The organism is Kitasatospora sp. NPDC008050 (assembly GCF_042957465.1).
Lineage (GTDB): Bacteria > Actinomycetota > Actinomycetes > Streptomycetales > Streptomycetaceae > Kitasatospora.
In genome coordinates this window covers 708,333-727,649 of record NZ_JBIBIJ010000002.1, presented here as the reverse complement: position 1 = coordinate 727,649, position 19,317 = coordinate 708,333, and the positions used below count along the sequence as shown (strand labels likewise).

Annotated in this window: 17 protein-coding genes, 1 tRNA gene and 1 pseudogene; 4 read left to right on the top strand and 15 right to left on the bottom strand. The window is 72.0% G+C overall.

Going from position 1 to position 19,317, the window contains the following annotated elements; genetic code table 11:
* Positions 1-15: 15 nt before the first annotated feature.
* The 13 genes from ACFZB9_RS06680 to ACFZB9_RS06620 all read right to left on the bottom strand — a co-directional run bounded on the left by ACFZB9_RS06680 (position 16) and on the right by ACFZB9_RS06620 (position 15,572).
* A complete protein-coding gene (locus ACFZB9_RS06680; RefSeq protein WP_391444324.1) occupies positions 16-684 on the bottom strand; it encodes a protein-tyrosine-phosphatase in 669 nt (222 codons plus the stop codon).
* Between the two features lie 56 nt (positions 685-740).
* Positions 741-1,388 carry an L-threonylcarbamoyladenylate synthase gene (locus tag ACFZB9_RS06675; protein WP_391444192.1) on the bottom strand — a complete coding sequence of 216 codons (648 nt, stop codon included), beginning with the start codon at positions 1,386-1,388 and terminating at the stop codon, positions 741-743.
* Positions 1,389-1,428: 40 nt separating this feature from the next.
* Positions 1,429-2,295 carry a peptide chain release factor N(5)-glutamine methyltransferase gene (prmC, locus tag ACFZB9_RS06670; protein WP_391444190.1) on the bottom strand — a complete coding sequence of 289 codons (867 nt, stop codon included), beginning with the start codon at positions 2,293-2,295 and terminating at the stop codon, positions 1,429-1,431.
* A 23-nt stretch (positions 2,296-2,318) separates the two neighbouring features.
* The gene (prfA, locus tag ACFZB9_RS06665; RefSeq protein ID WP_391444188.1) at positions 2,319-3,398 is read right to left on the bottom strand and encodes a peptide chain release factor 1; all 1,080 of its coding nucleotides are present in this window, start codon (positions 3,396-3,398) and stop codon (positions 2,319-2,321) included.
* Positions 3,399-3,532: 134 nt separating this feature from the next.
* Positions 3,533-3,757: a 50S ribosomal protein L31 gene (gene rpmE / locus ACFZB9_RS06660; RefSeq protein ID WP_184935612.1), complete on the bottom strand. Its 225-nt coding sequence runs from the start codon at positions 3,755-3,757 to the stop codon at positions 3,533-3,535.
* Positions 3,758-3,935: 178 nt separating this feature from the next.
* Complete coding sequence (locus tag ACFZB9_RS06655; RefSeq protein WP_391444186.1) at positions 3,936-5,075, bottom strand: LCP family protein; 1,140 nt, start codon at positions 5,073-5,075, stop codon at positions 3,936-3,938.
* Between the two features lie 182 nt (positions 5,076-5,257).
* Positions 5,258-7,369, bottom strand: a complete 2,112-nt coding sequence (gene rho, locus ACFZB9_RS06650) for a transcription termination factor Rho (RefSeq protein ID WP_391444185.1) — start codon at positions 7,367-7,369, stop codon at positions 5,258-5,260.
* 622 nt (positions 7,370-7,991) lie between these two features.
* A complete protein-coding gene (gene thrB / locus ACFZB9_RS06645) occupies positions 7,992-8,909 on the bottom strand; it encodes a homoserine kinase (RefSeq protein ID WP_391444183.1) in 918 nt (305 codons plus the stop codon).
* A gap of 379 nt (positions 8,910-9,288) precedes the next feature.
* On the bottom strand, positions 9,289-10,380 hold the full coding sequence (gene thrC / locus ACFZB9_RS06640; protein WP_391444181.1) for a threonine synthase: 1,092 nt from the start codon (positions 10,378-10,380) through the stop codon (positions 9,289-9,291).
* A gap of 3 nt (positions 10,381-10,383) precedes the next feature.
* Positions 10,384-11,676, bottom strand: a complete 1,293-nt coding sequence (locus ACFZB9_RS06635) for a homoserine dehydrogenase (protein WP_391444179.1) — start codon at positions 11,674-11,676, stop codon at positions 10,384-10,386.
* 126 nt (positions 11,677-11,802) lie between these two features.
* A complete protein-coding gene (gene lysA / locus ACFZB9_RS06630; protein WP_391444177.1) occupies positions 11,803-13,197 on the bottom strand; it encodes a diaminopimelate decarboxylase in 1,395 nt (464 codons plus the stop codon).
* A 200-nt stretch (positions 13,198-13,397) separates the two neighbouring features.
* The gene (gene argS, locus ACFZB9_RS06625; protein WP_391444175.1) at positions 13,398-15,059 is read right to left on the bottom strand and encodes an arginine--tRNA ligase; all 1,662 of its coding nucleotides are present in this window, start codon (positions 15,057-15,059) and stop codon (positions 13,398-13,400) included.
* Between the two features lie 105 nt (positions 15,060-15,164).
* On the bottom strand, positions 15,165-15,572 hold the full coding sequence (locus ACFZB9_RS06620) for a response regulator (protein WP_391444322.1): 408 nt from the start codon (positions 15,570-15,572) through the stop codon (positions 15,165-15,167).
* Between the two features lie 167 nt (positions 15,573-15,739).
* Here ACFZB9_RS06620 and ACFZB9_RS06615 point away from each other — a divergent pair.
* Positions 15,740-15,811 (top strand) — tRNA-Arg (locus tag ACFZB9_RS06615).
* A 30-nt stretch (positions 15,812-15,841) separates the two neighbouring features.
* Here the strand turns inward: ACFZB9_RS06615 and ACFZB9_RS06610 are convergent.
* Positions 15,842-16,456, bottom strand: coding sequence for a hypothetical protein (locus ACFZB9_RS06610; RefSeq protein WP_391444174.1), 615 nt, complete (start codon positions 16,454-16,456; stop codon positions 15,842-15,844).
* A gap of 187 nt (positions 16,457-16,643) precedes the next feature.
* Between ACFZB9_RS06610 and ACFZB9_RS06605 the strand changes: the two genes are divergently transcribed.
* The 3 genes and pseudogenes from ACFZB9_RS06605 to ACFZB9_RS06595 form a co-directional block, all read left to right on the top strand.
* On the top strand, positions 16,644-16,964 hold the full coding sequence (locus tag ACFZB9_RS06605; RefSeq protein ID WP_391444172.1) for a putative quinol monooxygenase: 321 nt from the start codon (positions 16,644-16,646) through the stop codon (positions 16,962-16,964).
* Entirely contained in the window at positions 16,961-18,190 is a 1,230-nt protein-coding gene (locus tag ACFZB9_RS06600; RefSeq protein ID WP_391444170.1) for a helix-turn-helix domain-containing protein, read from the top strand. The genes ACFZB9_RS06605 and ACFZB9_RS06600 overlap by 4 nt, the downstream gene beginning before the upstream one ends.
* Before the next feature lie 144 nt (positions 18,191-18,334).
* Positions 18,335-18,862: pseudogene (locus tag ACFZB9_RS06595) on the top strand (GntR family transcriptional regulator); the annotation flags it as partial.
* Here ACFZB9_RS06595 and ACFZB9_RS06590 read toward each other — a convergent pair.
* The gene (locus ACFZB9_RS06590) at positions 18,832-19,224 is read right to left on the bottom strand and encodes a hypothetical protein (RefSeq protein ID WP_391444169.1); all 393 of its coding nucleotides are present in this window, start codon (positions 19,222-19,224) and stop codon (positions 18,832-18,834) included. The pseudogene ACFZB9_RS06595 and the gene ACFZB9_RS06590 sit on opposite strands and share 31 nt — an antisense overlap.
* Positions 19,225-19,317 lie beyond the last annotated feature (93 nt).

Below are 19,317 nucleotides of genomic sequence, written 5' to 3'. Positions count from 1 at the left end.
GCGGTGGAGTCCAGCCTAGGACGGAGCGTGGCCGCCGTCCTGATGGCGCGGGGCGGGCACGCCCGTCAGAGCGGTCAGCACCGGGTCCAGCGCGTGGAATATCTCCTCGCCGCAGTTGCGGAACATGCCGATCGGGGCACCGTAAGGGTCGTCCACCTCGTCGGCCTCGGGGCTGGCCGCCAGCAGCCAGCCACGCAGCGCGGCGGCCGCCCGCACCAGGGCCCGGGCGCGCTCGGTGACCTCGGCGCCGGTGCCCACCTCGGGCAGCGTGGCCGGGTCTATCGAGCCCACCAGCCGGGTGAACTCCTTGAGCGTGAAGGTGCGCAGTCCCGCCGCGTGGCCCATCGAGATCACCTGGGCGCGGTGGTCCAGGGTCGCGGTGAGCACCAGGTCGGCCTCCACCACGTGCTCGTCCAGCAGCTCGCGCCCGGCGAAGTTGCCGCTGTCCACGCCGTACTCGCCGAGCACGGTGGCCGCGTGCGCCTCCATCGGGGCGCCCTCGTGGCCCCAGGTGCCGGCGCTCTCCACCAGGATCCGGCCGGCCGCCCGCTCGTGCAGCCGGGTGTCCAGCTCATGGCGGGTCAGCCGCTCGGCGATCGGCGAGCGGCAGACGTTGCCGGTGCAGACGAAGAGGATCTTGAAACTGTCGGCCGGGCGCGGCGTGACGGCGAGGTAGGAGGCCAGGCCGCCGGGCGCCCAGCCGGTCTCGATCGGGTCGAACCCGGAGTAGAGCTGGGCCGTCAACTGCCGGCCTCCAGGTCGGGGACGACCTCCCTCAGCTGCTCGATGCTCACGGCACCCGCGCGCAGCAGGACCGGCACCTTGCCGGTGACGTCGACGATGGTGGAGGCCAGGCCGTGCTCGGCCTGGCCGCCGTTCAGATAGACCGCCACCGAGTCGCCCAGCTGGTACTCGGCGTCCTCGCAGTCGCCGGGGGCCGGCTGGCCCGACTTGTTGGCGCTGGAGACGGCGAGCGGCCCGGTGCTGTTCAGCAGCTCGATGGCGACCGGGTGCAGCGGCATCCGGACCGCGACGGTGCCGCGGGTCTCGCCCAGGTCCCAGCGCAGCGAGGGCTGGTGCTTGGCGACCAGGGTCAGGCCGCCGGGCCAGAAGGCGTCGACCAGCTCCCAGGCCTGCTCCGAGAAGTCGGTGACCAGGCCGTGCAGCGTGGTCGGCGAGCCGACCAGCACCGGGGAGGGCATGTTGCGCCCGCGGCCCTTGGCGGCCAGCAGGGCGGCCACGGCCTCCGCGTTGAACGCGTCCGCGCCGATCCCGTAGACGGTGTCGGTCGGCACCACGACCAGCTCGCCACGGCGGATCGCCGAAGCGGCCTCGCGCAGCCCGGTGGCACGGTCGCCTGCGTCGGCACAGTCGTAACGGCGGCTCATCGGAGCAGTCCCCTCTTCGAAGTCACAGCGAAGTCCGACGTCACAGCGACGTCTTCCGGGCCGTCGTGAAACGCGGCCGCCCGTTGAGGTCCCGGTGGTCGGCCGTGTCCGTCCAGCCGCCCTCCTCGTTGAAGATCCAGGGCACCTGGCCGCCCTGGGTGTCCGCGTGCTCGATCACCACCGCGCCACCGGGCCGCAGCAGCCGCGCGGCCACCCGCTCGATGCCGCGGATGGTGTCCAGACCGTCCTCGCCGGAGAAGAGTGAGAGCTGCGGGTCGTGGTCGCGGGCCTCGGGCGCCACGTACTCCCACTCGGTCAGCGGGATGTACGGCGGGTTGCTGATCACCAGGTCGAACCGGCCGTCCCAGGAGGTGTCCCCGGCGAAGGCCAAGGTGGCGTCGCCCGCGTGCAGGGTGACCCGGTCGTGGTCGGGACTGGCGGCGATGTTGCGCCGGGTGTAGTTCAGCGCGCCCTCGTCCAGCTCGAAGGCGTGCACGATGGAGCGCGGCAGCTCCTGGGCCAGCGCGAGCGCGATGGCACCCGAGCCGGAGCACAGGTCGACCACCAGCGGCTCGGCCACGTCCATCTCGCGCACCGCCTCTATGGCCCACTCGACGACCGTCTCGGTCTCCGGGCGCGGCACGAAGACACCGGGGCCGACCTCCAGCTCCAGATAGCGGAAGAAGGCCCGCCCGGTGATGTGCTGCAGCGGCTCACGGGCCTCGCGGCGCGAGACGGCCTCCCAGTACCGGGCGTCGAAGTCCGCGTCCTTCACGGTGTGCAGCTGGCTGCGCTTGACGTGGTGGATGTGTGCGGCGAGCTCCTCCGCGTCGAAGCGCGGCGACGGCACGCCGGCCGCGGCCAACCGCTGGGTGGCCTGGGCCACCTCGGCGAGCAGCAGGTTCATCCGTACGTACCCCTCTGCGGTGGTTACTGCTCTTGCGCCGCGGCGAGCTTCGCGGCGGCGTCGGCGTCCACGGCGGACTGGATCAGCGCGTTCAGGTCGCCGTCGAGGACCTGGTCCAGGTTGTACGACTTGAAGCCGGTGCGGTGGTCCGAGATGCGGTTCTCCGGGTAGTTGTACGTCCGGATCCGCTCCGAGCGGTCGACCGTGCGGACCTGGCTGCGCCGCGCGTCGGACGCCTCCTGCTCGGCCGCCTCGACGGCTGCGGCCAGCAGTCGCGACCGCAGGATGCGCATCGCCGACTCCTTGTTCTGCAGCTGGCTCTTCTCGTTCTGGCAGGAGGCCACGATACCGGTCGGCAGGTGGGTGATCCGGACCGCGGAGTCGGTGGTGTTGACCGACTGGCCGCCCGGGCCGGAGGAGCGGTAGACGTCGATCCGCAGGTCGTTCTGGTTGATCTCCACCTCGACCTCCTCCGCCTCGGGGGTGACCAGCACGCCCGCCGCCGAGGTGTGGATGCGGCCCTGCGACTCGGTCGCGGGGACCCGCTGCACCCGGTGCACGCCGCCCTCGTACTTCAGCTTGGCCCAGACGCCCTGGCCGGGCTCAAGGGCGCTCCCCTTGGTCTTCACGGCCACCGAGACGTCCTTGTAGCCGCCGAGGTCCGACTCGTTGGAGTCGATGATCTCGGTCTTCCAGCCCACCCGCTCGGCGAAGCGCAGGTACATCCGCAGCAGGTCGCCGGCGAACAGCGCGGACTCCTCGCCGCCCTCACCGGCCTTGACCTCCAGGATGACGTCCTTCTCGTCGTTGGGGTCGCGCGGCACCAGCAGCAGCCGCAGCTCCTCGGTCAGCTCGTTCTGGCGCTGCTCGGCGGCCTTGGCCTCGGCGATGAAGTCGGGGTCCTCGGCGGCGAACTCGCGGGCGGCCGCGATGTCCTCGCCGGCCTGGCGCCAGGCCCGGTAGGTGCGGGTGATCGGCGTGAGCTCGGCGTAGCGCTTGGCCAGCTTGCGAGCGTTGGCCTGATCCGCGTGCACCGACGGATCGGCCAGCCGCTCCTCGAGGCCGGCGTGCTCGATGAGGAGCTCTTCGACTGCCTCGAACATGTGGGGTGGCCTTCTTTCCCGGGGCTGAGATGACGGAGTGGGTGGCGCGCTGGGGCGCGGGGAGACGCGAACGGCGCCGGCCCTGACGCCCCCGTTCGAGTACGGGGACGCCAGAGACCGGCGCCGCTGGAGCGCTAGGCCCGGTTGCCGCTGAGGCCCTTGCCGAAGCGAGCCTCGAAGCGGGCCACGCGGCCACCGGTGTCGAGGATCTTCTGCTTGCCGGTGTAGAACGGGTGGCAGGCCGAGCAGACCTCGGCGCGGATCACGCCGGAGGGCTCGGTCGAGCGGGTGGTGAACTCGTTGCCACAGGTGCAGGTCACCGAGGTGACCACGTACGTGGGGTGAACGTCGGGCTTCAAGGGATTCTCCTAGTTTTCGGGAGGGCACCGGGTCGGCGGCGAATGCCACACGTGAACCGGGACCGACGGACCAGTGTGCCAGCACTGACCGCTTCTTCCCAAACCGGTGGCGGCCCGCCGATATTCCGCAGTCGGCCGGAGCGCCGCTCCCCAGCCCCCCGCGACCGACGCGGACCGCTCAGGAGTGCGTCGCGGCGGCCGCGGCGGGGGCGCTCGCACTCGCCGCCGGGTCGGCCGGATTGACCGGCTGGCTGCTCACGATGGACGCCGGAACCGGCTGGTCGGCCCGCAGCGCGCCCCACACCTGGCCGGCCTGCGGCTGCTGGGCGACCACCCGGTTCGGATCGCTGGGCGCGATGACGACCGGCATGGTGACCATGGTCAGGTGGTCGGTGCCGATCCCCTTGAGCTCCTCGCCGAGGCCGGTCAGCGCGCTCACCGAGGCGAGCTGGGAGTCGGTGGTGATCGCCTTGGTCAGGGTGTCGCCCACGGAGTAGAGCTTGACCGGGTTGGTGAGCAGACCGATCGAGTCGACCTGGGAGATGATCGACTTCACCATCTGCTTCTGCAGCTCGATCCGGCCCAGGTCGCTGCCGTCCCCCACGCCGTGGCGGGTGCGTACGAAGGCCAGCGCCTGGTCCCCGTCGAGGTGGGTGGTGCCGGCCTTGAGGTTCAGGCCGCTGTCCTGGTCGTGGATGTCCACCGAGGTGGTCACCGTGGCGCCGCCGATCGCGTTGACGAAGGCCGCGAAGCCGGCGAAGTCCATCTCGACGTAGTGGTTCATCCGCAGGCCGGTGAGCTGCTCGGTGGTCTTCACCGCGCAGGCCGCGCCGCCGACCTCGAAGGCGCTGTTGTACATCGCCCCCGTCGCGGCCGGCACCGCGGCGCCGTTCGGCGCGGTGCAGGCCGGCCGGTTCACCAGGGTGTCGCGCGGGACGGAGACCACGGTGGCGGCCGAGTGGTTCTGGTTGACGTGCACCACCATCGCGGTGTCCGAGCGGGCGGTGCCGTCGGTGGCGCCGCCCGCCAGCGCGCCGTTGGCGCCGCTGCGCGAGTCGGAACCGAGCACCAGCACGTTGAAGGAGCCGTTGCTGGGCGCCGAGGGGCGGGCGCTGCCCAGCTGGGAGTCGATGTCGACGCTCCTGATGTTCGAGTTCCACTTCCAGTACGCGTAGCCGGCCGCGCCGGCCCCGGCCAGCACCAGCCCCGCCACGGTCAGCGCCACCACCCGCAGCACCTTCGCCCTGCGGCTGCGCACCTTGCGGGTGCGGACCCGGCGGCCCCCGTCCGGGGTGCCACCCTGCTGCTCGTCGGCCATCGGTCCTGGTCCTCACGTCGGTCGGCCGATCTGGCCATTCCTCTGAGGATAAGCGACCTTTTGGTGCTATATGTCCGTTCCGTGCCGCAGCATCGCCCCAGCCGCCCCCGGGTGCGCGAAACGCCGCCGGCGGCCACGGGGAATCCGTGGCCGCCGACGGCGGTAGTGCTGCTGATGCGAGGTCAGTCGCCCGACCCCGGAGTGGTCTTGGCGATCTGCATCAGGAACTCGGCGTTGGACTTGGTCTGCTTCATCTTGTCCAGCAGGAGCTCGATCGCCTGCTGCGAGTCGAGCGCGTGCAGCACCCGACGCAGCTTCCAGGTGATCGCCAGCTCCTCGCTGCCGAGCAGGATCTCCTCCTTGCGGGTGCTGGACGCGTCCACGTCCACCGCGGGGAAGATCCGCTTGTCGGCGAGCTTGCGGTCCAGCCGCAGCTCCATGTTGCCGGTGCCCTTGAACTCCTCGAAGACCACCTCGTCGGCCCGCGAGCCGGTCTCCACCAGCGCGGTGGCCAGGATGGTCAGCGAGCCGCCGTTCTCGATGTTGCGCGCGGCACCGAAGAACTTCTTCGGCGGGTAGAGCGCGGTCGAGTCGACACCACCGGACAGGATGCGGCCGGAGGCCGGCGCCGCCAGGTTGTAGGCACGGCCCAGGCGGGTGATCGAGTCGAGCAGGATCACCACGTCGTGGCCCAGCTCCACCAGGCGCTTGGCGCGCTCGATGGCCAGCTCGGCGACCACGGTGTGGTCCTCGGCCGGACGGTCGAAGGTCGAGGAGATGACCTCGCCCTTGACCGAGCGCTGCATGTCGGTGACCTCTTCCGGACGCTCGTCGACCAGGACGACCATCAGGTGGCACTCGGGGTTGTTGCGGGTGATCGCGTTGGCGATCGCCTGCATGATCATCGTCTTACCGGTCTTCGGCGGGGCGACGATCAGACCGCGCTGGCCCTTGCCGATCGGCGACACCAGGTCGATGATCCGGGTGGTCAGCACGCCCGGGTCGGTCTCCAGGCGCAGCCGCTCCTGCGGGTAGAGCGGGGTGAGCTTGCCGAACTCGGGGCGGTTGCGGCCGCTCTCCGGGTCCATGCCGTTGACCGAGTCCAGCCGCACCATGGCGTTGAACTTCTCGCGGCGCTCGCCGTCGCGCGGCTGGCGCACCGCACCGGTGATCGCGTCACCCTTGCGCAGGCCGTTCTTGCGCACCTGGGCGAGCGAGACGTAGACGTCGTTCTGGCCCGGCAGGTAGCCGGAGGTCCGCACGAAGGCGTAGTTGTCGAGGATGTCCAGGATGCCCGCGACCGGGATCAGCACATCGTCGTCGCCCACCTGCGGCTCGGCGACGCTGCCCTCGAAACCGTCGCGGCGGCTGCCCCGGCGGTTGCGGTCACGGTAACGCCCGCGACGGCCGCGACGACCGTCACCGAACTCGTCGTCGTCGTAGCCGCCCTGCTGCGCGGCGGCGGGCTGGGCGGCCGGCTGCTGGGCGGCCGGCTGGGTGCCCTGCTGACGGTCGGTGCGCTCGGTGCGCTCAGTGCGCTCGGTGCGCTCGGGCCGGTCGGCGCGGTCGCGGCGGTTGCGGCGGTCGCGACGCGACTCGCGGCTCTCGCCGCCCTCGCCCTCGGCCGACTCGGCGCGCTGGTCGCCCCGCTCACCGCGCTCGCGGCGGTCGCGGCGGTCCCGGCGGCCCTCGCGCGCCTCGCCCTGGCCCTCGGCGGTGCGGGTCTGCTCGGTGCGGACCTCCGCCTTGGACTCGGCAGCGGCCGACTCCGCGGGGGCCTCGGTGCCCACCACGGTGGAGACCGGTGCGGCAGCGGGGGCCTCCACGGCGCCGGGGGCACCGGCGGCGGAGGTGGCCCGGCGGCGGCCGCGCTCGGCCCGCGCCGGAGCGGCGGCCTCGGGGGCGGCCTGGCCCGGGATCTCGATCTGGGTCGGCGCCTCGGCGGCGGCCGGGGCCTCGGCCGGCGCGGCGGCGGCGCGGGTGCGGCGGGCCGGCTTCTCGGCGGGCGCGGCCTCCTTGGCGGCGGCCTTGGCCGGCGCGCTCGCGCCGGCGGAGGCGAGCAGCGGGTCGCCGCCGCTCTTCTCCTTGATGGCCTCGATGAGCTGGCTCTTGCGCATCCGGCCGGTGCCGCTGATGCCGAGCGTCGAGGCGAGCTTCTGCAGCTCGGCCAGGACGAGACCGTCAAGGCCTGCGGCAGCGGTGCGGCGGCGCTTGGCCGGCGCCGCGGGGGCGGCGGGCGCGTCCGTCGCGTCGGCGTCCGGGCGCGCGCCCATCAGATCGGTGGTGTCGCTCACTAAGGGTCCTTCCCTGGAGCGGACGTCGGCCTGTCTGGCTCGGCGACCGGTTGTGCTGTCTGACCTGCCACGATGCTGTGCGCAAGTCCGATGCGGTATTCCCTCCATCGCGGCGCGGTGCCGGCTGGGGGGAGAGGTGCGAAGTGCGGTGCACGAGGCACGGTGGTGCGAAAAAGGCGTGGCGGACGGTCCTCATGCCGACCGCTCTGCCTGCGAAACCCGGGCCCCCGTCGCGTGACGGTCTCCCGCGCTCCCGCCCGTCCGGGCCTCAGCTGGAGGCCGGCCCAGGCGGATGGGGGTCAGGAACCGACACGGCTTCGGGATGCGGCCGCAATCGCGCAGGCAGGCTGCGTACGCGCTGTGGCGGGCTCCCGGAGAATCGTGGTCCCCGACAACGCCGTGACCCCGCACGAGCGGGCTCAGAGGTGGGGGACGCGGTGCACCGTGCCCCGCGGGGCGCCTGATGCAGCATTGAGGTTAACACTACCGACCCCCTCACACATTCCCCAGCCTTGCGCTTGCCAATCGTGTCCGTCCCGCCGGCCGGCCACGCTGCCCGAGTGGGCGCACGGCCGTGCGGACGCCCACCGCGCCGGGGGGCGCGGTCCGGTCGGCGGGGACGTCATCCGTCCAACGGCAGGACGCCCGCTCCGTCACGGTCGAGCCGCAGCCGATGGGCGGCGAACGACTCACCGGCGAACGAGAGCAGCTTCTCGGCGCCGGCCTCGTCGGACAGCGCGAGCACGGTGGGGCCCGCGCCGGAGATCGTCGCCGGCACCCCCTCCGAGCGCAGGGCGGCCACCAGGGCGGCGCTGTCCGGCATCGCGGAGGCGCGGTAGTCCTGGTGCAGCCGGTCCTCGGTGGCGGGCAGCAGCAGCTCGGGGCGCCTGGTCAGCGCCTCCACGAGCAGTGCGGAGCGGCCCGCGTTGGTGGCCGCGTCAGCCAGCGGGACGGTCTTGGGCAGCAGACCGCGGGCGGTCTCGGTGAGCACCTCGGTGCTCGGGATGAAGACGACGGGGACCACCTCGGCGGCGGGGTCCAGGCGGACCGCCCTGGCCCCGTCCTCGTCGGTCCAGGCGATGGTGAACCCGCCGGCCAGGCAGGCGGCGACGTTGTCCGGGTGGCCCTCCAGCTCGGAGGCGAGAGCCAGCATCGCGGCGTCGTCCAGGGCGGCGGGGCCGCCGATGGTGACCGCGCGGGCGGCGACGATGCCCGCGCAGATCGCGGCCGAGGAGGAGCCCAGGCCGCGGCCGTGCGGTATGCGGTTGGCACAGACCACCTCCAGGCCGCGCGGCTGCCCGCCGAGCCGGTCGAAGGCGGCGCGCATCGCGCGGACCACCAGATGGCGCTCGTCGCGGGCCAGTTCGTCCGCACCCTCGCCCGCGATGTCGACGCTCAGACCGGAGTCGGCGACCCGCACCACGATGTCGTCGTAAAGGCCCAGCGCGAGCCCGAAGGCGTCGAACCCCGGGCCCAGGTTGGCGCTGGTCGCGGGGACTCGCACCCGGACGGCGGCGGCACGGAACGCGGGACCGGCCATGCGGTGGACTCTCCTGGGGAGTGAGGCAGGCCCGTCGTGGGGGGCCGGCGGTGGTACGGCGGCGGGGGTGTCAGTGCGCAGCGAGGGTCAGGTCCTGCCCGTTCGGGGCAACGGCTGAGCCCTTGGCATGTGCCACACCGCCAGGTTCAGAGTATCGAAGAGAGGTTCCACAGCGGTACACCCCGCTCCCTCCCGATCTGCCGTGTTGCAGGTTATGGCCGGAATCCGGCTGGAATTGACATCGCAAAGAACAACGAAAGCGACACCCCAGCCGTTACGAATCGGCAACCTGCTACCGATTTCCGCCCGCTTCCCGTCAGGTTCCGGCTGGGCCGGCCGGGTGCGGCCGGCCCAGCGGGTGAACCCCGTCGACGGTGCGTCAGTCCAGCAGCCCCAGGCGCTGGGCGGCCGCCTCGGCGCTCACCGGGACCACGTGCGGCTGCGGGGCGCCGGCCACCGCCCAGTCCGGGTCCTTGAGGCCGTTGCCGGTCACGGTGCAGACGATCCGCTGACCCGGGTCGACCAGGCCGGCCTCCGCCTTGGCCAGCAGGCCGGCCACGCTGGCGGCCGAGGAGGGCTCCACGAAGACGCCCTCGGTGGCGGCCAACAGACGATAGGCGGCGAGGATCTGACGGTCGGTCACCTTGTCGATGAGACCGCCCGACTCGTCCCGGGCGGCCTCGGCCATGGCCCAGGAGGCCGGGTTGCCGATCCGGATCGCGGTGGCGATGGTCTGCGGCTTGAGCACCGGGGCGCCGTCCACGATCGGCGCCGAACCGGCCGCCTGGAAGCCCCACATCCGGGGCGTGCGGGTGGCCATGCCGTCCTTCGCGTACTCGCGGTAACCACGCCAGTAGGCGGTGATGTTGCCCGCGTTGCCGACCGGCAGGACATGCAGGTCGGGAGCGTCGCCGAGCATGTCGACGACCTCGAAGGCGGCGGTCTTCTGGCCCTCGATGCGCACCGGGTTCACCGAGTTCACCAGCGCGACCGGGTAGTTCTCGGACAGTTCACGCGCGAGGGTGAGGCAGTCGTCGAAGTTCCCGTCCACCTGGAGGATCTTCGAGCCGTGCACCAGGGCCTGGCCCATCTTGCCCAGCGCGATCTTGCCCTGCGGGACCAGCACCGCGCAGACCATGCCGGCGCGCACCGCGTAGGCGGCCGCCGAGGCCGAGGTGTTGCCGGTGGAGGCGCAGATGACCGCCTGGGCGCCGTCCTCCTTGGCCTTGGAGATGGCCATGGTCATGCCGCGGTCCTTGAAGGAGCCGGTCGGGTTGGCGCCCTCGACCTTCAGGTAGACGTCGCAGCCGGTGCGCTCGGAGAGCAGCTGGGCGGGGACCAGCGGCGTGCCGCCCTCCAGCAGGGTGACCACCGGCGTGCTGGCGCTGACCGGCAGGCGGTCGCGGTACTCCTCGATGACCCCCCGCCACTGGTGGGTCCGGCCACCGACCTTGTCGATCACGGCGTTCATTGGCTATTCCCCTTCAACCCGCATGATGCTGGCCACGTCCCGCACGCTGTCCAGCGCGCGGAGCTTGTCCACGGTCGCCGACAGGGCGGCGTCGGTGGCGCGGTGGGTGACCACGACGAGCGAGGCATCGCCGTCGCGGCCCTGCTGGCGCACGGTGTCGATGGACACGTTGTGCTCGGCGAAGACCGAGGCCACCTGGGCCAGCACGCCCGCGCGGTCGTCCACGTCCAGGCTGACGTGGTAGCGGGTGACGACCTGGTCCATCGGCTTGGCCGGCAGCTGGGTGTAGACCGAGTCACCGGGCCCGGTGGCACCGCTGAGCTTGTTGCGGCAGACCGCGACGAGGTCACCGAGGACCGCGGAGGCGGTCGGCGCGCCGCCGGCACCCGGACCGTAGAACATCAGCCGCCCGGCCGCCTCGGCCTCCACGAAGACCGCGTTGTAGGCCTCGCGGACCGAGGCCAGCGGGTGGCTGAGCGGGATCATCGCCGGATGCACCCGGGCGGTGACCGAGGCGCCGTCGGCGGCTCGCTCGCAGATCGCCAGCAGCTTGACCACGCAGCCCATCGCCTTGGCGCTGGCGATGTCGGCGGCGGTCACCTCGGTCAGGCCCTCGCGGTAGACGTCGGCCGCGGTGACCTTGGTGTGGAAGGCGATACCGGCCAGGATCGCGGCCTTGGCGGCGGCGTCGAAGCCCTCGACGTCGGCCGTCGGGTCGGCCTCGGCGTAGCCGAGCGCGGTGGCCTCCTCCAGCGCCTCCGAGTAGCCGGCGCCGGTGGTGTCCATCTTGTCGAGGATGAAGTTGGTGGTGCCGTTGACGATGCCCAGCACCCGGTTGACCCGGTCGCCGGCCAGCGACTCGCGCAGCGGGCGGATCAGCGGGATCGCGCCGGCCACCGCGGCCTCGTAGTAGAGGTCCACCCCGGCTGCCGCGGCGGCCGCGTGCAGCTCGGCGCCGTCCTTGGCGAGCAGCGCCTTGTTGGCGCTGACCACCGAGGCGCCCTGCTTGAAGGCGGTGAGGATCAGGTTCTTGGACGGCTCGATGCCGCCCACCACCTCGATCACCACGTCGATGTCGCCCCGCCCCACCAGCGCCTCGGCGTCGGTGGTGATCAGGTGCTCCGGGACGCCCGGGCGCGGCCGGCCGGCCCGGCGGACCGCGATGCCGACGAGCTCGACCGGCGCGCCGATGCGCGCGGCGAGGTCGGCGGCGTCTGTCGTCATGATGCGCGCCACCTCGGAGCCCACCACACCACAGCCCAGCAACGCCACCTTCAGCGGCCGCGTACGCATCATCCGACTCCGCTCATCCTTCTCGTTTCCGGCGGCATTTCGGCAAGCCGCCGGACATTGGCTGGTTCCAGTCTCGGGGACGATTCGGAAAGATCTACGGACGTCTCAGGATTCGAGACGCGTTTTCCGTCATCCGACATCGAGACGCAGGAGATCCTCCTCCGTCTCGCGCCGCACGATCACCCGGGCCGCGCCGTCGGCCACCGCCAGCACCGGCGGTCGCAGCGCGTGGTTGTAGTTGCTCGCCATCGAGCGGCAGTAGGCGCCGGTGGCGGGCACCGCGATCAGGTCACCCGGTGTCAGATCGCTTGGCAGGAAAGCGTCCTTGACCACGATGTCCCCGGACTCGCAGTGCTTGCCGACCACCCGGACCAGCATCGGCTCGGCCTGGCTGCGACGCGAGACGAGGGCCACCGAGTAGGCCGCGTCGTAGAGCGCGGTGCGGATGTTGTCGGACATCCCGCCGTCCACGCTGACGTAGGTGCGCAGGCCCGCCAGCGGCTTGACCGTGCCCACCCGGTAGAGCGTGAAGGCGGTCGGGCCGACGATCGCGCGGCCCGGCTCGACGCTCAGCCGCGGCGCCCGCAGCCGCTGGGCGTCGCACTCGCGGCGCACGATCTCGGCCAGCGCCGCGGCGATCTCGGCCGGCTCGCGGGGGTCGTCCTCGCTGGTGTAGGCGATGCCCAGGCCACCGCCGAGGTCGATCTCGGGCAGCTCCACGCCGTGCTCGTCGCGGATCCGCGCCAGCAGGCCCACCACCCGGCGGGCGGCCACCTCGAAGCCGGCGGTGTCGAAGATCTGCGAGCCGATGTGCGAGTGCAGGCCGCGCAGCTCCAGCGCCTCCTGGTGCGCCAGGACCTGGGCGACCGCGGCCGCGGCCGCGCCCTGGGCCAGCGAGAAGCCGAACTTCTGGTCCTCGTGCGCGGTGGCGATGAACTCGTGGGTGTGCGCCTCGACACCCACCGTCACCCGGATCAGCACCGGCTGGCGCACGCCCTGGCCCGCGGCGATGGCGGCCAGCCGGTCGATCTCCTGGGTGGAGTCGACCACGATGTGGCCCACTCCGGCCTTCACGGCCTGCTCCAGCTCGTCCACCGACTTGTTGTTGCCGTGCAGCGCGATCCGGGCCGCCGGCATGCCGGCGGCCAGCGCCACGGCCAGCTCGCCCGGGCTGCACACGTCGAGGCTGAGCCCCTCCTCGTGCAGCCAGCGCACCACTGCCTTGGAGAGGAAGGCCTTGCCCGCGTAGTAGACGTCGGCGTCGGCCCCGAAGGCCTCCCGCCAGGCCCGCGCCCGGGCCCGGAAGTCGGCCTCGTCCAGGACGTAGGCCGGCGTGCCGAACTCGGCCGCGAGGTCCGTCACCGCGACCCCGCCCACGGTCACCGCCCCGTCGGCGCCGCGGGCCACCGTGCGCGACCAGACCTTGGGGTCCAGCGCGTTCAGGTCGCTCGGCGGCGCCGGATGGTGCCCCTCCGGCAGCACATCGCCGTGACGGGGGCCTGCGGGGTGCGCGGAGCGGCTCATCGGGGGTCTCTCTCTGGGCGTGCGCGCGGGTGCGGGGGGCTAGAGGGTCCGCCAGTAGGGGGCTGGAGGAAGGAGCGGCGTCCGGGCCGAGTCTGGGCGGCGCCGACGAAGGAGTCCATGCGGAGCATCGGCGACTGAGGAGAAGCCGTCCAGGCGACAGTCCGGGCGTCGCGACGCCGGCCCCCTACTGGCGGACCCTCTCACATCCGCTCGGGGGCGGAGACGCCGAGCAGGGCCAGGCCGTTGGCGGTGACCGTCTGGGCCGCCTGGACCAGCCAGAGCCGGGCGCGGTGGGTGTCGGTCAGCTCCTCGTCGCCCTTGGGCAGGAACTGGCAGTTCTCGTACAGGCGGTGGTACTTGCCCGCGAGGTCCTCCAGGTAGCGGGCGACCCGGTGCGGCTCGCGCAGCTCGCCGGCCTTGGCCAGGATCCGCGGGAACTCGCCGAGCGCGCCGAGCATGTCGGACTCCCACTCGGTGGCCAGCAGCTCGGGCTTGAACTGCTCGGCGGTGCCCTTGTCGACGCCCAGCTGCGCGGCCTTGCGCGCCACGCCGCACATCCGGGTGTGCGCGTACTGGACGTAGTAGACCGGGTTCTCGTTCGACTGGCTGGTCAGGATGTTGATGTCCAGCGTGATGGTCGAGTCGGTGGGCGAGCGCGTCAGGGTGTACCGCGCGGCGTCCACGCCGATCCAGTCGACCACGTCGTCGATGGTGATGATGTTGCCGGCCCGCTTGGACATGCGGACCTCCTCACCATCGCGCAGCATCTTGACGAACTGGCCGATCTTGACCTCGATGTTGCGGTTCATGTCGTCGCCCGCGCAGGCCGCGATGGCCTTCAGCCGGTTGACGTAGCCGTGGTGGTCGGCGCCCAGCATGTAGACGCTGACCTCGCTGCCGCGGTCGCGCTTGCTGAGGTAGTAGGCGGCGTCGGCGGCGAAGTAGGTGGTCTCGCCGTCGGCCTTGATCAGCACGCGGTCCTTGTCGTCACCGAAGTCGGTGGTGCGCAGCCAGATCGCGCCGTCCTGGTCGAAGACGTGGCCCTGCTCGCGCAGCCGCTCGATCGACTTCTCGACGGCGCCCGAGTCGTGCAGCGTCTTCTCGGAGAACCAGGTGTCGAAGTGGGTGCCGAACTCGTCCATCGAACGCTTGATCTCGGCGACCATGAGCTTCAGGCCCTCGGTCCGGAAGGCCTGCAGCTGCTCGTCCTCGGGCAGCGCGAGGACACCCGGGACGCCGTCGGTGATCGCCTTGGCGATGTCGGCGATGTACTCGCCCACGTAGCCGTCGGCCGGCACCTCGCGCCCGTTCGCGGCGGCCTGCAGCGAGGCGGCGAACTTGGAGATCTGCACGCCGGCGTCGTTGAGGTAGTACTCGGTGCTGACGTCGGCGCCGGTAGCGCGCAGCACCCGGGCCAGCGAGTCGCCGACGGCCGCCCAGCGCACGCCGCCGATGTGGATCGGCCCGGTCGGGTTGGCGGAGACGAACTCCAGGTTGATCTTCAGGCCCTTGAGCGCCTCGTTGCGGCCGTACTCGGCGCCCGCCTCGACGATGGTGCGGGCCAGCTCGCCCTGGGTGGCGGCGTCCAGCGTGATGTTCAGGAAGCCGGGACCGGCGATGTCGACCTTGGCGACCCCGGGCAGCTCCCGCAGGCGGGCGGCCACCAGCTCGGCGACCGCGCGCGGCGGCTTGCCGGCCGCCTTGGCGAGCTGGAGCGCCACGTTGGTGGCGTAGTCGCCGTGGTCGCGGTTCTTGGGTCGCTCGACCGTGACCGTCTCGGGGACGTCGACGGACAGCTCGCCCGCCTCGACGGCGGTGCGCACGGCGACCTGGACTGCGTGGGAGAGCTCTGCGGGTGTCACGCGCCCAAGCCTAGGCGAGAGCCGGTGCCGCACCGCCACGCGGCCACCCGTTGAGACGGCCGGACCGGTGCTTTTCTGTTCGCCGTGAGCGAACTTCGGGCGGCCTCAACCGCCGCCGAAGGTCATCCCGCCGCCGGGGCCCGCCGCCTTAATCCCCATCAGCCGCCGCACCAGCGCGACCAGATCCGCCGGATCGAACGGCTTGCCGAGATACCCGTCCACCCCGACCGACTCCCCCCGGTCGAGATCGGCCGGCGTACAGGCACTGACGATCGCGATCGGCAACCGCGCCGTCTGCTCCTCGGCCCGCAGCCGCGCCGCCGTGCGCAGCCCGTCCAGCCGGGGCATCATCACGTCCAGCGTCACCACGTCGGGGCGCACCCGGCGGACCACCTCCAGGCACTCGGCACCGTCGGCCGCGGTCACCACCTCGAAGCCCTCCAGCTCCAAGTTGACCCTGATCAGCTGACGGATCACCTCGCTGTCGTCCACCACGAGGACCCGCCCGGACACGCCTGACGACACCCCACGAGCCTACGACCGCCCACCCTCGCGCGTCCGGGCTTTGTGCACTTCGCCGGGGACCGGTCCGCGGCTGATCGAAAACCCCTGCACAGAGCACCCGGTCGAGCTGGTAATGTTCTCTCCGTCGCAGCGATGCGGCGCGAAACACCGAGCAGGCCCCCGTAGCTCAGGGGATAGAGCACCGCCCTCCGGAGGCGGGTGCGTAGGTTCGAATCCTACCGGGGGCACTTCGCAAGAAGTGCTGAACGAGGCCCAGGTCAAGCGACCTGGGCCTTCGTCATGTCCGGCGCCAGGACGGCACAGTCGCGGAGCACCCGCGCCAACTGCCCGGCCACCACCCACCGGGCGCGCGGCTCATCCACGGCGACGGTCACCTCGCCGGCCCGGCCAGGGCGGTACAGCCTGCCGTGGACGCCCAGCTCCTGACACTCCCTCACCCGGACGGCGACGCACCCCGCGCGCAGGTGCGGGCACATCCGGACAGCCGGGCCGGCGCAGGGGAGGCAGACGGGCGGATGGGTCGCCGCCATCCCCTCGGGCCAGCCGGGCCAGTCGCCGCGGTCGTCCCTGAGCAGCCAGAGCACCCCCTCCTCGGTCCGATCGGCGGGACCGCCGCAGACCTGGCAGAGGAGGAGCCGCATCGCCCGCCGCTGCCGCCCGACGTGCACCCGCCCGAAATCGGGCCGGCCCCGGCCGCGGGCGAGCGTCATCCGCGCCCAGAGGATTCCGTCGGCATCGCGGTCGTGCGGAAGCTCGTCGCGATAGGCGATGCCACCGGCCGGATGCGCGACGACCTCGGAGCGGACGTACCGCTCCTCGCTCCACGCGGTGATGTAGGGGACGAGACCGGGCTGCCCGGGCCTGGCTGCCATCGAGTTCCTCAACACGACCTCCGACGCCTCGAACTGACCTCCGGACGTCGGCGGCCTTCCGGAGCCGATACGCCCAGCAGCTTTGCTTTCAAGGTACTCACAGATTTTCTGTGAGTCAACAGAAAAATTGCGAGTAGCAGAAGCTCTACGATTCTGCGAAGCTGGCGCGACCACGAGGGAGGTCCCGATGAGCAACGGTTTTGGCCTGGTCGTCCGCTTCGAGCTGCGCGACCCGGAGGCGGCGGCCGGGTTCGACGAGCTGGTGGCCCGTACGCTCCCCGGCATCAAGGAGCACGAGGCCGACACGCTCGCGTACGTCGTCCACTCGGTCCCCGGCGAGCCCAACGTCCGTGTCTTCTACGAGCTGTACGCCGACCGTGCCGCCTTCGAGGCGCACGAGCGGCAGCCGCACACCGTGCGTTTCCTCGCCGAGCGGGAGCAGTACCTGAGCGCGGTACAGGTCACCTTTCTCGAAGCCGACGCCGGCAAGGGCCCGGTGGGTCCGTGAGCACTCCCGAGGAACGTCGCACCTTCGGTAAGCGGGTCGCCGGGCTGCGCAAGCAACGTGGCATGACGCAGGACGAGTTGGCCGCAGCGATCGGGCGGACGGCGAGCTGGCTGTCCCAGGTGGAACGCGGGGTCCAGCCCGTGAACCGCCTCGACGTGCTGCGGCTGCTGGCCGAAGGACTTGGCGTCTCCGTCCAGGCCCTCCGCTCTGACGCGCCGTTGGACACAGCGGGCGCGGACACCGGCGAGCCGAACGACCTGGATCAGGCTCGGCTGCTGCTCTCCGGGCATCCCGTGCCCTCGCTGCTCCTCGGGGGACATCCCAGGTTGGTGGCAGCCGACCTGCCCGAGCTTCGTCTCGGCGTCGAGCAGGTCTGGGAACTGACCCACGAGAGCCGATTCGCAGAGCTCGGCACGGCTCTCGGGACGCTGGTACCCCGCATCGAACGGGCGGTCCGCACAGCTCCGAGCGAGGAACGACCCGAACTCTGGCTGCTGCTGAGCCGGAGCTACCAGGCTCTGTCCGCCGCCTTCGTCCGCCAGGACGAGGCCGACGCCGCATGGGTCGCAGCCGATCGGGCGATCCGGGCAGCCGAGCAGTCCGGCGATCCCTTGCAGGTATTTGCGAGTGTCTTCCGGCTGGCCCAAGCCTTCGTCCGGCTCAGGCGGCTCGATCAGGCCGAGCACACGGCCACCACAGCGGTGGCCGCCCTGACCGAATCCGTCCAGCAGAGCGGACCCGAGGTCCTGTCGCTGCTCGGCTCACTGCACCTTGCTCTCGCCACGGTGCACGGCCGCTGCGGTGACCGCGCCGCAGCACTCGATGCGTTGAACCGGGCTCGGCGAGCAGCCCAGCGCCTCGGCGCGGACAGGAACGACTTCGGCACGGAGTTCGGCCCGACCAACGTGGAGATCCAGGCCGTCTCCCTCGCGGTCGAGCTCGGCGACGCGGGCGAAGCCATCGAGACCGGGCGGCGAATCGACCCCACCCACCTCTCCGTCGAACGTCGGGCCCGACTGCTGATGGACATCGGCCGCGCCTACGCGCAGCGTCGCCAGGGCGGCGAGGCGCTCGCCCACCTGCTCCAGGCCGAGGAGCTCGCCCCCGAGCTCATCCGCACCCATACCGCCGCCCGAGCCGCGATTCGGGAGCTCGTGCTCGTCGCCGGTCAAACCGCTCCCCCTGAGCTGATCACGCTGGCGGAGCGCACGGACGCCCGACCGTGAGGTAACGGCACCAGCCGAGCCTGGAGTTCGGGGTTCACCCGAACTCCAGGCTCGCAGCGGCCTGCTCGGCCCGGTCTGCGGGCCTACGATGCCCGCAGACCGCTGAGGAGGGCCATGGCCGCTAGCGGTGAGAACCAGCAGTCCCGACCGCTGCGGCGCCGGAGCATCCAGCGGCTGGCCGAGGGGCAGTGGGGATCGGGCCGGTCGATCTGGGCGGCCGACATCGAGAACCGCGCACTGGAAGTCGACCAGGTCGACGTCTCGGAGCAGAGCGCGCCGGAGCTGATCGCCGGGGTGCTGGGACTGGAGCCGGGCGAGGCCGTGTGCGTGCGGGAGCGGCGGTTCGTGCTGGATGGGAAGCCGGTGCTGCTGTCCAACTCCTACCTGTCGGCGGCGCTCGTCGCGGGCACTGCGATCACGCAGCCGGACACCGGGCCGGGCGGCAGTTACGCAAGGCTCCCCGAGATCGGCGCGGGGCCGGTGCACTTCCGTGAGGAGATCCGCTCGCGGATGCCCACCCAAGCGGAGAGCACCCGGCTGGCACTGAGCGCGGGCACGCCCGTGATCCTGGTCTGCCGCACCGCGTACGCGGCGGACGGGCGCGCGGTGGAGGTCAACGAGATGGTGCTCGACGCCGCGTCCTACGTACTGGAGTACGACTTCGACGCCTGAACCTCAAGGCGCGGCTCGTTCACCGCTGCGAAGGCCGTGCGGTACATCTCGGCGACCTCGACGGCGTGTGACCGGCACTCCAGGGTGCTCTCGGCGTGGTTGGCCAGGTAGTTCGCGCGGTGGTAGGCCTGGGCGGTCTGCGGGTGCCGCTCGATCTCCACGGTCGCGGCCCAGTGGGCCAGGAAAGCGCGGATCGGGTTGACGCTGCCCTGGGTGACGGCCTCCGCCATGGCCCGGGTCTGCCCGTCCACCATCTCCGGGAGGCGGTCCGCCGCCACGACGGCGAGCGCGGCCTTGAGTGCGGCCGGGGTCTTCTCCGGTCGGGGGATGATCGCGACTCCGTCGTGCACGGGCTGGCTCATGACGGCACTCCTCTCGTCGGGTGCGAGGCTACCCGTGATCGGCGGCCGCCGGGCGGCGGGGCACGCGAGAAGGCCCGGGTCCTGGTGTGGGCC

Coding starts and splice junctions, on each gene's coding strand:
- ACFZB9_RS06590 (WP_391444169.1), bottom strand. CDS start 19,224: ATGAGCCAGCCCGTGCACGACGGAGTCGCGATCATCCCCCGACCGGAG.
- prmC (WP_391444190.1), bottom strand. CDS start 2,295: ATGAACCTGCTGCTCGCCGAGGTGGCCCAGGCCACCCAGCGGTTGGCC.
- ACFZB9_RS06635 (WP_391444179.1), bottom strand. CDS start 11,676: ATGATGCGTACGCGGCCGCTGAAGGTGGCGTTGCTGGGCTGTGGTGTG.
- thrC (WP_391444181.1), bottom strand. CDS start 10,380: ATGAACGCCGTGATCGACAAGGTCGGTGGCCGGACCCACCAGTGGCGG.
- ACFZB9_RS06605 (WP_391444172.1), top strand. CDS start 16,644: ATGAGCAACGGTTTTGGCCTGGTCGTCCGCTTCGAGCTGCGCGACCCG.
- ACFZB9_RS06610 (WP_391444174.1), bottom strand. CDS start 16,456: ATGGCAGCCAGGCCCGGGCAGCCCGGTCTCGTCCCCTACATCACCGCG.
- ACFZB9_RS06675 (WP_391444192.1), bottom strand. CDS start 1,388: ATGAGCCGCCGTTACGACTGTGCCGACGCAGGCGACCGTGCCACCGGG.
- ACFZB9_RS06655 (WP_391444186.1), bottom strand. CDS start 5,075: ATGGCCGACGAGCAGCAGGGTGGCACCCCGGACGGGGGCCGCCGGGTC.
- thrB (WP_391444183.1), bottom strand. CDS start 8,909: ATGGCCGGTCCCGCGTTCCGTGCCGCCGCCGTCCGGGTGCGAGTCCCC.
- lysA (WP_391444177.1), bottom strand. CDS start 13,197: ATGAGCCGCTCCGCGCACCCCGCAGGCCCCCGTCACGGCGATGTGCTG.
- prfA (WP_391444188.1), bottom strand. CDS start 3,398: ATGTTCGAGGCAGTCGAAGAGCTCCTCATCGAGCACGCCGGCCTCGAG.